Origin of the sequence: Salipiger sp. CCB-MM3 (assembly GCF_001687105.1) — a bacterium.
Taxonomy (GTDB): Bacteria; Pseudomonadota; Alphaproteobacteria; order Rhodobacterales; family Rhodobacteraceae; genus Salipiger.
The window spans coordinates 835463-849060 of sequence record NZ_CP014595.1 but is presented as its reverse complement, the minus strand read 5'-3'; the positions used below and the strand labels follow the sequence as shown (position 1 = coordinate 849060).

The 13598-nt window shown below is 67.4% G+C and carries 19 protein-coding genes; 18 read left to right on the top strand and 1 reads right to left on the bottom strand.

Features of this window, described 5'->3' with window-relative positions:
* The first annotated feature begins 1 nt into the window (after nt 1).
* The 11 genes from AYJ57_RS04150 to AYJ57_RS04105 all read left to right on the top strand — a co-directional run bounded on the left by AYJ57_RS04150 (nt 2) and on the right by AYJ57_RS04105 (nt 6700).
* Nucleotides 2-991: a hypothetical protein gene (locus tag AYJ57_RS04150; protein WP_066101615.1), complete on the top strand. Its 990-nt coding sequence runs from the start codon at nt 2-4 to the stop codon at nt 989-991.
* A gap of 196 nt (nt 992-1187) precedes the next feature.
* Complete coding sequence (locus tag AYJ57_RS04145) at nt 1188-1949, top strand: sulfite exporter TauE/SafE family protein (RefSeq protein ID WP_066101612.1); 762 nt, start codon at nt 1188-1190, stop codon at nt 1947-1949.
* Between the two features lie 151 nt (nt 1950-2100).
* Nucleotides 2101-3003 carry a 2-dehydro-3-deoxygalactonokinase gene (locus AYJ57_RS04140; RefSeq protein WP_066101609.1) on the top strand — a complete coding sequence of 301 codons (903 nt, stop codon included), beginning with the start codon at nt 2101-2103 and terminating at the stop codon, nt 3001-3003.
* Nucleotides 3000-3620: a 2-dehydro-3-deoxy-6-phosphogalactonate aldolase gene (locus AYJ57_RS04135; RefSeq protein ID WP_066101606.1), complete on the top strand. Its 621-nt coding sequence runs from the start codon at nt 3000-3002 to the stop codon at nt 3618-3620. Before AYJ57_RS04140 ends, AYJ57_RS04135 begins: the two co-directional genes overlap by 4 nt.
* Nucleotides 3621-3667: 47 nt before the next feature.
* Entirely contained in the window at nt 3668-4168 is a 501-nt protein-coding gene (tsaA, locus tag AYJ57_RS04130; RefSeq protein WP_066101602.1) for a tRNA (N6-threonylcarbamoyladenosine(37)-N6)-methyltransferase TrmO, read from the top strand.
* Between the two features lie 180 nt (nt 4169-4348).
* The gene (locus AYJ57_RS04125; RefSeq protein WP_066101600.1) at nt 4349-5191 is read left to right on the top strand and encodes an urease accessory protein UreD; all 843 of its coding nucleotides are present in this window, start codon (nt 4349-4351) and stop codon (nt 5189-5191) included.
* Nucleotides 5192-5194: 3 nt separating this feature from the next.
* Nucleotides 5195-5497 carry an urease subunit gamma gene (locus AYJ57_RS04120; RefSeq protein ID WP_066101594.1) on the top strand — a complete coding sequence of 101 codons (303 nt, stop codon included), beginning with the start codon at nt 5195-5197 and terminating at the stop codon, nt 5495-5497.
* 63 nt (nt 5498-5560) lie between these two features.
* Nucleotides 5561-5728 carry a hypothetical protein gene (locus AYJ57_RS26180; RefSeq protein WP_193789509.1) on the top strand — a complete coding sequence of 56 codons (168 nt, stop codon included), beginning with the start codon at nt 5561-5563 and terminating at the stop codon, nt 5726-5728.
* Nucleotides 5725-6030, top strand: a complete 306-nt coding sequence (locus tag AYJ57_RS04115; RefSeq protein ID WP_066101592.1) for an urease subunit beta — start codon at nt 5725-5727, stop codon at nt 6028-6030. The genes AYJ57_RS26180 and AYJ57_RS04115 overlap by 4 nt, the downstream gene beginning before the upstream one ends.
* Nucleotides 6031-6064: 34 nt before the next feature.
* Complete coding sequence (locus tag AYJ57_RS04110; protein ID WP_066106634.1) at nt 6065-6394, top strand: antifreeze protein; 330 nt, start codon at nt 6065-6067, stop codon at nt 6392-6394.
* A 63-nt stretch (nt 6395-6457) separates the two neighbouring features.
* Nucleotides 6458-6700, top strand: a complete 243-nt coding sequence (locus AYJ57_RS04105; RefSeq protein ID WP_066101589.1) for a hypothetical protein — start codon at nt 6458-6460, stop codon at nt 6698-6700.
* Between the two features lie 97 nt (nt 6701-6797).
* Here the strand turns inward: AYJ57_RS04105 and AYJ57_RS04100 are convergent, their stop codons facing one another.
* Nucleotides 6798-7643 (bottom strand): c-type cytochrome, encoded by an 846-nt coding sequence (locus tag AYJ57_RS04100; RefSeq protein ID WP_157373956.1) that lies wholly within the window; start codon nt 7641-7643, stop codon nt 6798-6800.
* 43 nt (nt 7644-7686) lie between these two features.
* On the opposite strand from AYJ57_RS04100, the gene AYJ57_RS04095 reads away from it, so the two are divergent.
* From AYJ57_RS04095 to AYJ57_RS04065, 7 genes are all read left to right on the top strand, one after another.
* Nucleotides 7687-8124 (top strand): lysozyme inhibitor LprI family protein, encoded by a 438-nt coding sequence (locus AYJ57_RS04095; RefSeq protein ID WP_237220191.1) that lies wholly within the window; start codon nt 7687-7689, stop codon nt 8122-8124.
* 19 nt (nt 8125-8143) lie between these two features.
* Nucleotides 8144-9892, top strand: coding sequence for an urease subunit alpha (ureC, locus tag AYJ57_RS04090; protein ID WP_066101583.1), 1749 nt, complete (start codon nt 8144-8146; stop codon nt 9890-9892).
* Nucleotides 9893-10332: 440 nt separating this feature from the next.
* Nucleotides 10333-10551, top strand: a complete 219-nt coding sequence (locus AYJ57_RS04085) for a DUF1127 domain-containing protein (protein WP_066101580.1) — start codon at nt 10333-10335, stop codon at nt 10549-10551.
* Between the two features lie 138 nt (nt 10552-10689).
* A complete protein-coding gene (ureE, locus tag AYJ57_RS04080; protein ID WP_066101577.1) occupies nt 10690-11331 on the top strand; it encodes an urease accessory protein UreE in 642 nt (213 codons plus the stop codon).
* Entirely contained in the window at nt 11321-11956 is a 636-nt protein-coding gene (locus AYJ57_RS04075; protein ID WP_066101574.1) for an urease accessory protein UreF, read from the top strand. The genes ureE and AYJ57_RS04075 overlap by 11 nt, the downstream gene beginning before the upstream one ends.
* Before the next feature lie 22 nt (nt 11957-11978).
* Complete coding sequence (gene ureG, locus AYJ57_RS04070) at nt 11979-12611, top strand: urease accessory protein UreG (protein ID WP_066101571.1); 633 nt, start codon at nt 11979-11981, stop codon at nt 12609-12611.
* On the top strand, nt 12608-13579 hold the full coding sequence (locus AYJ57_RS04065) for a ketopantoate reductase family protein (protein WP_066101569.1): 972 nt from the start codon (nt 12608-12610) through the stop codon (nt 13577-13579). The genes ureG and AYJ57_RS04065 overlap by 4 nt, the downstream gene beginning before the upstream one ends.
* Nucleotides 13580-13598 lie beyond the last annotated feature (19 nt).

The window sequence follows — 13598 nt, the reverse complement described above, 5'->3', positions numbered from 1 at the left end:
CATGCGACGGATCGACGAGAAACTGGCGAAGATCGCGCGCGGTCGCTACGGGCCGCGGGATTTCATCCTTACCTTCTGCAAGGATGCCGACCTGATCCGCGGCTGCTCGGCCGCCGGGCGCCTGCCTGACGGGCGGCTGCGCAGCGCGCCGGACTACCGCGCCGACATGCGGCGGGTCATCGAAAGCGATCTGGCCGATATCGTGCTGACCTCGCTGTCCTCCGCAGAGGTCTTCAGCGAAGAGGGGATTTACGCGCGCTCCAACGTCACCCCGGCGGTGCGGCTCAGCGACAATACCGACATCTGGCTGGTGCGCGGCGGGCGCTACGCGCTGTTTCCGGCGCTGCCTTTCCGCTCCTCACGGCTCGAGAACGTGCGCCCGGTGGCCAACCTCGGGCTCTACGCGCTGAATTTCTACAATGATATCGACATCGACCATGCCACGCTGCGCGCCTATACTGAGTTTCGCGAGCAGGCCACCGCCATCGGTCTGCGCCATTTCCTGCGCGTCGCCGACCCGCCGATCCCGGTCGATACACTCGAGGCGGAGTATGCCGCCTATCGCAACGACGTGCTGACCCGCAGCCTCTCGGGCATCGCCCGCAAGGAGCGCCCGCTCTTCATCGAGGTCGGTTACCACGGCCCTCGCGCGATGGAGGAACTGGCGGATTGGGATCCGGCAAGGGTCATCTTCGGCCTCACCGGCTGCGGCGAAGGCACGACGCGCGACTGCCTCGAACGGCTCGCGCAGGCCGAACGCCACGGTGCCCGCGTCGCCAGTTTCAGCCGCGCCGATTTCCAATGCGAAGACCCGGTGCTGATGATGCGCGCCATGCGCCGCGTGGTCCGCGAGGGAGTCAGCTCTCTCGAAGCGGCACAGGCCTATCACGGCGATCTGGAGAAGGCGGGGCTGACTCCGCTGCGCCCGCTCAAGGAGGATATCGAACTGACGGTGCCGCTGCTCAGCCGCAACCAGACCCGCGCCGCCTGACGGGGCTCTGCCGCCCGCCGCGATCCAAGCCTTGCACGGTAAGGCACGAGCGTAGCCTTTGATGCCGCGCTGGATGGGCCGGGGGGTGCTGTAGGGGCAAGGCGCTGATGGGGCCGGGCGCTGCGCTTTCTGCTTTCCCCCACCCTCCGATATGTCCAGAAAGGGCGGCGCAAAGAGGACGGCGGGGACGCAGAATATGGACGACGGCAGCGGGTTCTGGATCGCAGCGGCGCTCGCCACCTATTGCGTCGGCGCCTCGAAGGGCGGGCTGCCGATGATCGCCATGCTCGGCGTGCCGATCCTGTCGCTCTTCACCACGCCTGCCGCCGCGGCGGGGCTCTTGCTGCCGATGTATATCCTCGCCGATCTCTACGCGCTCTGGCTCTTTCGCGGCGAGTTTTCCCGCCGCAACCTCACCATCCTGATCCCGGCCGCCGCTTTGGGCATCCTGCTCGCCTTCCTCTGCATCTCCCGCGTGCCGCCCGAGGCGGGCAAGCTGCTCGTCGCGCTGGTGGGCGTCTACTACCTGGGTGACGCACTGCGGCGGCGCTTGGTGCGCGACAGCCGCGCGCGCCCCGCCGATGTGCCGCGCGGGCTCTTCTGGGGCGCGCTGGCGGGGTTCACCAGCTATGTCTCCCACGCCGGCGGCCCGCCGTTTCAGGCCTACACCCTGCCGCAAAAGCTCTCGAAGATGCGCTTTGCCGGAACCGCGGCCATCCTGTTCGCCTGCATCAACTGGATGAAACTGCCGCCCTATGTGCTCGCCGGGCAGGTGACATGGGGTAGCCTCGGCCATGTGGCGCTGCTCGCCCCGGTGGCGCTTTTCGGTGCGTGGTCCGGCCACCGGCTGGTGCGCTGGCTGCCCGAGCGCGCCTTCTTTGCGGCGATCAACACCGCGCTGGCGCTGCTCACCCTGCGCCTTTTGTGGGAGGTGGCCACCGCTTGGGGCTGGCTCTAGGGCCTTCTTCTCTTTCATAAATACGCCGGGGGAGGCGCGCGCAGCGCGGCGGGGGCAGCGCCCCCATATGCTCTGCGGGTCTCCGCGCTTGCACCGCGCGGGGGCGGGCGCTAACACCAACCGGCATTCCAAGATGGGCCGAGGAGGGCACATGACCGACGCAGCGGCAACCGACTGGATCGCGGTGGACTGGGGCACGTCGAACCTGCGCCTGTGGCGCATGGCGGCGGATGGCACGGTGCTGGAGCGCGTCGAGGGCGACGCGGGCATGGGCCGCCTATCCCCCGAAGATTTCGAGCCGACCCTCCTGAGCCTCCTGCCGGATCTCAAGGCGCGGACCACGGTGCTGGTCTGCGGCATGGCCGGAGCGCGGCAGGGCTGGATCGAAGCGCCCTATCTCTCGGTCCCCTGCGCGCCGCCGAAAGCGGCCGAGGGCATCGCCGTGCCCACCGAGGACAGCCGGCTCGACGTGCGCATCCTGCCCGGCGTGTCGCAAAACAGCCCTGCCGACGTCATGCGGGGCGAGGAAACGCAGGTCGCGGGCTTTCTGGCGCTCAACCCCCGGTTCGACGGGGTGATCTGCCTGCCCGGCACGCACAGCAAATGGGTGCATGTGAGCGCGGGTGAGATCATCTCGTTCCGCAGCTTCATGACCGGCGAGATCTTCGAGCTGCTGAGTCAGCGCTCGGTGCTGCGGCACGGGCTGGGGCAGGGCTGGGACGATGCGGCCTTTGCCGCGGCGGTGGATCAGGCCATGGGCCGCCCCGCCGGGTTCGCGGCAGAGCTTTTCACCCTGCGCGCCGAGGGGCTGCTGCACGGGCTGTCGCCGGATGCGGCCGCCGCGCGGCTCTCGGGTCTGCTGATCGGCATGGAGCTTTCGGCGGCGAAACCCTACTGGCTGGGCACGAGCGTCGCCCTTCTGGGGGCGAGCAAGCTGGTGGCGCATTACCGCAAAGCGCTCGAGGCGCAGGCGGTGCCGGTGCTCATCGCCGATGCCGACCGCATGACGCTGGAAGGGCTGAAGGCGGCCCGCAAAGAGGAGACACAAGCATGACCCGCGAGATCATCGCCATCCTGCGCGGCCTCACGCCCGAGGAAGCGCCCGCCGTGACCGAGGCGCTGATCGGCGCTGGCATCACCAAGATCGAAGTGCCGCTGAACTCGCCGCAGCCGTTCGACTCCATCGCCGCCATGGTGCAGGGCTTTGGCACGCAGGCGATCATCGGCGCAGGCACGGTGCTTGCCCCCGAAGACGTGCTGCGCCTGCAGCAGATCGGCGCGCGTATGGTGGTCTCGCCGGACATGAACCAGCGGGTGATCATGGCCACTAAGAAGGCGGGCATGCTCAGCTATCCCGGCGTGCTGACCCCGACCGAAGCGTTCACCGCGCTGCGCACCGGCGCGGACGGGCTGAAGTTCTTCCCGGCGTCGCTGATCGGTCCGGATGGGCTCAAGGCGATGAAAGCGGTGCTGCCAGAGGGCACGGCGACCTATGCGGTGGGCGGTGTCAGCGCGGGCAACATGGGTGAGTGGCTGGCGGCGGGCGTCACAGGCTTCGGCATCGGCACATGGCTCTACAAGCCGGGGCGCAGCCTCGATGACCTGACCGCCCGCGCACGAGAGGTGGTCGCCGCCTATGACGCGGCGCAAAAGACGGAACTGGCGGGCTGACGGCGCGCGCGTTACCTTCCTTGCAAGACGGCAAGGAAGGACGCGCAATGAGCCAGGCCACCCAGCAAGCCACCGGGCAATCCACCGAGGATGACATCCGTCCGGGCGAAACTGCGATAGACCAGCCACCTGCTCAGGACGCGCAGCTGCGCTTCATCGGGCGCATCAGAACACCCTTTGCCAGCCGCGCCGATTGCCCGCGGCAGGGCGATCCCGACGGCCCCGAGTGCCGCATCGAGCTCGATCCCGAGTGGGCGCCCGCGCTCGACGGGGTGGAGCGGGCCGAACGGCTGCAGGTGCTCTACTGGCTCGACCGCGCCCGCCGCGACCTGCTGACCCAGAGCCCGCGCGGCAGCGACGGCACCCGTGGCACCTTTTCGCTGCGCTCTCCGGTGCGGCCCAATCCGATCGGCATCTCCTCGGTGAAACTGCTGCGGCGCGAGGGCACGGTGCTGGTTGTGCGCGGCCTCGATTGCGTCGACGGCACGCCGCTGCTCGACATTAAACCGGACCGCTGCGCGCATGGAACGCGGCCTCATGGGGCGTGATTCAGTTTCGTACATATTTTGTGCGGATGTCAGATTTTCGCATTCAAAGTGCGCATTTGCGTCTCATGCGCGCGCTTGGGGCAGCCCGCTCGGGCGCCGATTGCTTGTGGTTTCCGAAGCCCTGAAAGAGGGTCCGCGAGGCAACCGGAGGACAGGTCCATTCCCTATGATCAGCCGCAGATGAGCGCCGCCGGAAGTGCCCCGACTGCGGGCTCGGCGAACCGCGCGCGCGGGAAGGCCCGGATCGCCGCGCGGCGGCGTAACGCGGCCAGCGTCATCGGCGATCTGCACATGTCCGGCAGCTCGAAACTTCTGTTCCCGCGCGCGCAGGACGCGCTGCAGGCGGTCTATCTCAACAGCTCTGGCGGCGTGACCGGCGGCGATGCCTTCGACATCGAGGCGACCGCGCGCGAAGGCGCTCATCTGGCGCTGACCACGCAGGCGGCGGAGCGCGTCTACCGCGCGCTGCCCGGCGAGGTTGGGCGGGTGGCGACGCGGCTGCAGATCGAGGCGGGCGCCCGGCTCGACTGGCTGCCGCAGGAGACCATCGTGTTCGACGGCGCGGCGCTTGACCGGCGGCTGTCGGTGGAGATGGCCCCGGATGCTCGCTTTTTGCTGTGCGAGCCGCTGATCTTCGGGCGGGCCGCCATGGGCGAGCGCGTCACCGATCTGCGCCACGCCGACCGGATCGACATCCGGCGCGGCGGCAAGCTGGTCTGGGCCGACCGGCTGCGTCTTTTTGGCGATGCCTTCGCGCGGCTTGCCGATCCGGCCATCGCGCGCGGCGCGCAGGCCATGGCGACGGTTGTTCTGGCCGCGCCCGGCGCTGGCGCGCGCGTCGAGGCGCTGCGCGAGATGCTGCCCGAAACCGAAGGGGTGTTTTCCGCCGGAGTCTCGGCGCTCGACCCCGATCTTATTGTGCTGCGCATGCTCGCCATTGACGGGTTCGAGCTGCGCCGTCACCTTTGCCCTGTACTGCGGCGCCTGTCGGGCGCCGAACTCCCAAGACCCTGGATGATCTGACCCATGCAACTGACCCCCCGCGAAAAGGACAAGCTTCTGGTGGCGATGGCCGCCGAGGTGGCCCGCAAGCGCCTCGCGCGCGGCGTGAAGCTCAACTACCCCGAAGCGATTGCGCTGATCACCGACGCGGTGGTCGAAGGCGCCCGCGACGGCCGGTCTGTGGCCGAGATGATGGAAGCGGGCGCGCAGGTCATCACCGCAGAGCAATGCATGGAAGGGGTGCCCGAGATGGTGCACGAGGTGCAGGTCGAGGCCACCTTCCCGGACGGCACCAAGCTGGTGACCGTGCACAATCCTATTCGCTGACCGATCCGCGGACATAGCCGCCTGACCGGGCGACCCAACACGACAAAGACCACAGGTGAGACGATGAAATACCTCCTTCCGATCATGGCGCTGCCGCTTGCCACCCCCGCCTTCGCGCATCCGGGCGCCCATATGCATCCGCATGGCGCCGAAAGCTGGCTGACCGCGGTGGCGGTGCTGGGCGCGGCGGCGTATGGCGCCTATCGCCTCTATGGCGGTGGCCGCAAATGATCCCCGGCGAGCTCTTTCCGGCAGAGGGCGAGCTGACGCTCAACGAAGGGCGCGAGGCGATCACGCTGATGGTCGCCAATACCGGCGACCGCCCGGTGCAGGTCGGCTCGCATTATCATTTCGCCGAGACCAACCCCGCGCTCGATTTCGACCGCGCCGCCGCGCGCGGCATGCGGCTTGATATCGCGGCGGGCACGGCCGTGCGCTTCGAGCCCGGCCAGCGCCGCGAGGTGCAGCTGATCCCGATCTCGGGCGCGCGCAAGATCTACGGTTTCAACCAGCACGTCATGGGGGCGCTCTGAACGGCGCTTATCTTTCAGCATAGGGGCGATGGCCATGTTCGAGGCATTCGGGGCACTAACGGGAAGCATGATGCGACTGGGGATGCTCAGCGCCGAGGCGCAGAGCGTGATCGCCCTTAGGATGCTGGGCTTTGCCGGCATGTGGTCGGTGCCCTCGACCGAGGCGTATCGCATGACCGCAGAGAAAGGCCCGGCCTTTGTCCAAGGATGGATGCGCGCCAGTCAGGCGATGATGATGGGGGCTCCCGCGGGCACGGTGATCACCGCCTTTTCCGCGCCGCTCGAGCGCAAGGCGCGCAGCAACCGCAAACGGCTGAGCCGCCGCGGGCCGCAGTTCCGCCCGGGCCAGCGCTCGGGCTGGTGAGGCGCGGCGCGACAGGCGCGCCGGGCCCTACGTTCAGGGATTTTGTGTAAGGGGAGCGAGACGATGTTTTTCATGACACCGATGGACTGGGCCGCGATCACCATGCGCAATGCCGCGCAGTTCTACGCCCTGCAACTGCAGATGGCGCAGAGCCTCGCTGCTTTCTCACGCCAGCAGGGCGCAGCGTTTGCGCCCATGGCCCGGCCCGCCGCACCTGCCGCCATGGGCATCTGCGGTCCAGTGCGCCTGTCGCTGGTGAAACCCACGACGCCTGCGAAACCTGCGCCCGCGCGGGCGCAGCTGTGAGCCGGGATCTCGCTTGATCGCCCGTCGTCATATCCTCGCGCGGCCCTTTGGTCGGCGCTCGGCAGTTGCCGCGCCGCACCGTTGCCAAAGCGCCCGCTCAGGCGTCGGGCAGCGGCGGCAGGCTGCGCAGGTAGAGGATCACCGCGTCGAGGTCCTCAGCCGTCATCCGCGCCAGATAGCCATAGGGCATGGGCGGCAGCATCGGTGCGCCGTCGGGCCGCTTGCCCTCGGTGATCATGGCCTTCAGTTCGTCGTCGCTGTATCCCGCCAGCCCGTCCTCGGAACTGGTCAGATTGGGCGCGGTGACACTGCCCCACGGTCCGTGGAATTCGAATCCGCCCTTGCCGAGATGGTCGCCGTCCAGCATCGGGCCGGTCTCGCCCATCGGCGAGTGACACTCCATGCAATGGCTGACCGCCCGCGCGAGGTATTCGCCGTACTCCACCGTGACGCCGCGCGCGGGCGCGGTGACGCTTTCGACCGGCGGCCCATAGGCCGGGGGCAGGGGAATGTTGTAGACCGAAGCCGGAACCTCGTTCTCGACCGGATCGAGCGTGCGCAGGAAGGCGACGATCGCGGAGAGATCCGCATCCCCCAGATCGCGATACATGGCAAAGGGCATCGGCGGGCCGATCACCGAGCCGTCCGGGCGGATCCCTTCGCGGATCGCGCGGGCAAGCTCGGCGTCGCTCCAATCGGCTATGCGCCCGGCGGGCGTGATGTTGGGCGCATAAGCGGTGAACATCGGATTGTCCTCGACCAGCCGCCCGGCCAGTTCCATGCTCATGTCAAAGCCCGCCTCGCCAAAGGGCGTATGGCAGTTGCCGCATCCGGCGGGGCCGCGGACGAGATATTCGCCGCGCGCGATCTCGCTTTCGTCGGCAAGGGCGCCGCCGCAAACGAGCACCGTGCAAGACAGGGTGGAAAAGAACTTGTTACGCATCGTGAGCTCCTTGCTGTGAAATCGCTGGGAGGAGGGACTGGCCATGACTAAGTTCACGGGTACGTTACCTGCGGCAGGCTGCCGCACCAAGAAAAATTACCGAACTGGAATATTTCGGCCCGCCGCAAGCAGGGCCGCCGCGCTGGCGCTGCTGCTCTTTGGCATGGCGGGCGCCGCATCTGCCGCCTGCAACGAGGCGAAGACCACCATCGAAATGGGCGATTGCGTCCGCGGCGAATATGAAGCGGCGGATCTCGAACTGAACCGCGTCTATGCGCAGCTGAAGGACGCGCGGGACACAGCCTTCATGGCCAAGGTCCGCGACGCACAGCGCGCGTGGATCCCGTTCCGCGACGCCGCCTGCGAAGCCGAAGGCGCGCTTTACGAGGGCGGCTCGCTGCAACCCATCGCGCAGGTGTCCTGCCTGACCAAACTTACCCGGCGTCGCAGCGAAGACCTGCGCACGCTGCTGTCGAACTGACCATCCGAGGAAGACCCACATGCCCGCAACGATTTCCCGCCGCGACTACGCCGCCATGTTCGGCCCGACCACGGGTGACAAGCTGCGCCTTGCCGACACCGACCTGATCATCGAGGTCGAGCGCGACCTCACCGCTTCGCTGGCCGGGGCCGGGCAGGGCGGCAATGGCGCCATCTACGGCGAAGAGGTGAAATTCGGCGGCGGCAAGGTGATCCGCGACGGCATGGGCCAGTCGCAATACACCCGCGCCGAAGGGGCGGTCGACACCGTGGTGACCAACGCGCTGATCGTCGACCACACCGGCATCTACAAGGCCGACGTGGGGCTCAAGGACGGGCGCATCGCCAAGATCGGCAAGGCGGGCAACCCCGACACCCAGCCGGGCGTCGACATCATCGTCGGCCCGGGCACCGAGGTGATCGCGGGCGAGGGGCGCATCCTCACCGCGGGCGGCATGGACAGCCACATTCACTATATCTGTCCGCAGCAGATCGAGGACGCGCTGCACTCGGGTCTGACCACCATGCTCGGCGGCGGCACCGGCCCGGCGCATGGCACGCTGGCGACCACCTGCACGCCGGGGCCGTGGCACCTTGGCCGGATGATGCAGGCCGCCGATGCCTTCCCGATGAACCTTGCCTTCGCGGGCAAGGGCAACGCGGCGCTGCCCGCGGCGCTGGAAGAGCAGATCAAGGGCGGCGCTTGCTGCCTCAAGCTGCACGAGGACTGGGGCACCACGCCCGCCACCATCGACAACTGCATGAGCGTCGCCGACGCTTGGGACGTGCAGGTGATGATCCATACCGACACGCTCAATGAATCGGGCTTTGTCGAGAACACCGTCGCGGCGATGAAGGGCCGCACCATCCACGCCTTCCACACCGAGGGCGCGGGCGGCGGCCATGCGCCGGACATCATCAAGATCTGCGGCGAAGAGTTCGTGCTGCCCAGCTCGACCAACCCGACCCGCCCGTTCACCACCAACACGCTCGAGGAACACCTCGACATGCTGATGGTCTGCCACCACCTCGACAAGTCGATCCCCGAGGATGTGGCCTTTGCCGAAAGCCGCATCCGCCGCGAGACCATCGCCGCCGAGGACATCCTGCACGACATGGGCGCCTTCTCGATCATCGCCTCGGACAGTCAGGCCATGGGCCGCGTCGGCGAGGTGATCATCCGTACCTGGCAGACCGCCGACAAGATGAAGAAGCAGCGCGGCAAGCTGGCCGAGGAAACCGGCGACAACGACAACTTCCGAGTCCGCCGCTACATCGCCAAATACACCATCAACCCCGCCATCGCCCATGGCATCAGCCAGCACATCGGCTCGATCGAAGAGGGCAAGCGCGCTGATCTGGTGCTGTGGAACCCGGCCTTCTTTGGCGTGAAGCCCGAGATGGTTCTGATGGGCGGCACCATTGTCTGCGCGCAGATGGGCGATCCGAACGCTTCGATCCCGACGCCGCAGCCGGTCTACACCCGCCCGATGTGGGGCGCCTATGGCCGCTCGGTCGAGAACTCGGCGGTGATCTTCGTGTCGGAGGCGGCGCAGGCCGACGGGCTGCGTGACAAGCTGGGCCTCGCGAAACAGACCGTGGCGGTGAAGAACACCCGCGGTATCGGCAAGAAGGACCTCATCCTCAACGACGCGCTGCCCGAGGTCGAGGTGAACCCGGAAACCTACGAGGTGCGCGCCAATGGCGAGCTGCTGACCTGCGAGCCCGCGAAAGAGCTGCCGATGGCGCAGCGCTACTTCCTCTACTGAGAGCATCCCGCCGGTCCTGCGGCGGGTCCAAACTTGCTGGCGCCGGTCCCTTCCATGGGGCCGGCGCTTGGCGTATCAGGACTGCAGACTCACGCCATGACCGCCGCGCAAGGGCTGCGCCGCGCGCATGACAGCGCCGAAATCCCCATCTTTGCAAATCGCCAAGATTCTGGGCAGCCTTTCCCCCCGCGCATGGCAGCCCAAAGCTAAATGCCGTGTCTTAAAGGATTTTAACCACGCTTCGTTCGCAAACTGTCGCTCATTTGGGCGCCTAATTATTTTGCTTCGTCTCGCGGGCGATCTCGGCAACAAAAATATCTGTGATCTCTGCATGGCTTGAAGGCCGGTTATGCAGTTGCAGCATTTGTTGTTCTGCGGGGGGTGCCCTAAATTGGATGGCAAGGGAGGAAACCAACACTGAAGCTAGGATAGGTTTCCAAATGGCATTTCTGACTGCAACCGCACGCAACGAACAAGCACCGTTCTTTTCGCGTTTCTTCGCAGCCATCGGCAACGGCCTTGTCTCGATCGGTGAATCGAACCCGCGCCTGCGCAAAATCGAAGCCCTGCAGCGTCTGTCGGACGAGCAGCTGGCCGAGCGTGGCATCCGCCGCGAAGACATCGTGCGCCACGTCTTCCAAGACGTCTTCTATCTCTGAGTGTCTCGGCGCCTCTCGGGCGCTGCAGAACTCGGCATCTCAAGGCCACGCCCCGGAGAACCCGGCGCGTGGCCTTGCCTTTTCCGGCGGTTGGGACGAGGTTGCTGGCGCAATCCTGAAGACCGACGGAGCCTTCCCATGACCTCCCCCGCGCCCGCCCCCGCGTCTGCACTGCCCGTGTCCCACGAGATCGCCCGGAAGGGCGCCGCGTCCGAGGCGCATCCCGATGCACCGCTGAGCGTCACGCTCAGCTACGAAGACCGCTTCCTGCGCCGCAAGGTGCTGAAGAGCGATCAGGGAGAAAGCTTCCTTGTGGATCTGGCGCATACCGAAAGCCTCGACGAGGGCGACGCCTTCGTGCTGACCGATGGGCGGGCGGTGCGCGTCGCGGCGGCGGCAGAGCCGCTTCTGGCGGTGAGCGGCGCCGACCTGCCGCGCCTCGCATGGCACATCGGCAACCGTCACACGCCTTGCCAGATCGAAGCGGCGCGGCTGCTGATCCAGCGCGACCACGTGATCCGCGACATGCTGGCCCATATCGGTGCCACGGTGGAGGAGGTGCTCGAACCGTTCACCCCCGAGGGCGGCGCCTATGGGCATGGGCGCACCCATGGCCACGACCATTCCCACGCGCATGGCCCCGAGGGGCATTCGCACAGCCACTCTCATAGCCATTCTCACAGCCATTCGCATGCGCACAGCCACGGGCATGATCATTCTCATGATCACTCCCACGAGCAGTCCCACTCTCACGGTTCCGCGCACACGCATGACCACTGATCCGCTGCTGACGCTGCACCAGCTGTTCTCGCCCTCCTTCCCGGTGGGGGCTTTTGCCTATTCGCACGGGCTCGAGACCTTGGTGCAGGAGGGGCGCATCACCAGTGCCGCGCAGCTTCAGGGCTGGCTCGAGGCGGTGCTGCGCCACGGCGCGGGCTGGAGCGATGCGGTGCTGCTCGCGCAGGTGGCGCAGGGCGGCGACGCGGCGGAACTGGCCGAGTTTGCCACCGCGCTCTCGCCGTCGGCCGAGCGGAGGCTCGAGACGGTGAAACAGGGCGAGGCCTTTGCCAGCACGGTGCGCGATCTGTGGCAGGTGGACATCCTGCCCGCGCCCTATCCGGTCGCCGTGGGGCAGGCGGTGCGCGCGCTGGACCTGCCGCTGCTGCCCGCCGCGCAGCTTTACCTGCAGGCCTTCGCTTCGAACCTTGCCGCCGCCGGCATCCGCCTGATCCCGCTTGGCCAGACCGAGGGGCAGGGCGTCGTGCGCGCGCTCTCGCCGCTCTGCGAGGCATTGGCGGCGCAGGCGGTGACCGCCTCGCTCGACGAGATCGGCGGCTTCTCCCCGGTCTCGGACATTGCCAGCCAGCGCCATGAGGCGCTCTACTCCCGTATCTTCAGATCGTGACACCAATTGTGACGGAGACGACATGACTTCCCCCAACGGACCCCTTCGCGTCGGTCTCGGCGGCCCCGTGGGCGCCGGCAAGACCAGCCTCACCGCAGCCCTTGCCCGCGCGCTGCGCGACCGGCTGTCGATGGCCGTGGTGACCAATGACATCTACACCCGCGAAGACGCCGAAGAGCTGATGCGCCAGCAGATCCTGCCGCTCGACCGGATCAAGGGGGTCGAAACCGGCGGCTGCCCGCACACGGCGATCCGCGAGGATGCCTCGATCAACCTTGCCGCCATCGCCGAGCTGAACGAGACCTTCCCCGACCTCGACCTGATCCTGATCGAAAGCGGCGGTGACAATCTCTCGGCGACCTTCTCGCCGGAACTGGCCGATGTGACCATCTATGTGATCGACACCGCTGCGGGCGAGGAAATCCCGCGCAAGGGCGGCCCGGCCATCACCAAGTCCGACATTCTCGTCATCAACAAGACCGACCTCGCGCCCTATGTGGGTGCCTCGCTCGAGGTGATGGAGCGCGATGCCACGCGGATGCGCGCGGGCAAGCCCTTCGTCTTTGCGCAGGTCAAGCACGGCAAGGGCGTCGATGAGATCGTCACGCTGCTGGCGCAGATCGGGGGGCTGCCGCTGGCCGAGGCGGTGGAATGAGCCGCTTCGTCATTCTTGGGGTCGGCGCGGTGGGCGGCACGCTCGCCGTCGCGCTGATCGAAGCCGGAGAGGATGTGATCGGCATCGCGCGCGGCGCGCAACTGGCGGCGATCAAGGCGGGCGGGCTGACGCTGCGCACGCCCGAAGGGCCGCGTCACGCCAATTTCCCCTGTGTGGCGACGCCGCAGGAGGCGGGGCTGCGCGAGGATGACGTGATCATCCTGTGCGTGAAGACCCAGCACACTGAGGCTGCGCTGGCGCAACTGCGCGAGGCCGGGGCGCAGGGACAGCACATCTTCTGCTTCCAGAACGGGGTCGAGAACGAGCGGCTGGCGCTGCGCTACTTCCCCAATGTGCATGGCGTCACCGTGATGCTGCCTGCCGATTTCGTGCAGCCCGGCGAAGTGGTCTGCTACGGCGCGCCGGTCTGCGGATCCTTCGATGTGGGGCGCTATCCCTCGGGCTCGGATGATGCGGATGCGGCGCTGGTGGCACGGCTGGAGGCAGCTGGCTTTCCCTCGGCGGTGCGCGATGGGGTGATGACGTTCAAATACGGCAAGCTGCTGATGAACCTTAGCAACATCGTCGGCGCCGCGCTTGGACAGGAGGCCGACGCCGCTGCCATCAACGCGGCGCTGAAGGCCGAAGCCGAGGCGGTCTTTGCCGCGGCGGGGATCGCTTGGGCGGACCCGGCCAAGGGCGATGAGGCGCGCGATGCGCAGCTAAAGATCGTCGATGTTCCGGGCGTCACCCGCGTCGGCAGTTCCACCGCGCAGAGCCTCGCGCGCGGCGCGGGCTCGGTCGAGACCGACTACCTCAATGGGCAGGTCTCTCTTTTGGGTCGTTTGCACGGCGTGCCGACACCGGGCAACGACTGGTTCAATGCGCTGGCGGCGCGGCTGGTGCGCGAGGGCGCCGCACCGGGTGCAGTGACGCTGGATGACGTGAAGGCGGCTCTGGCGCTTTAGACCACCCGTAACCCGATGC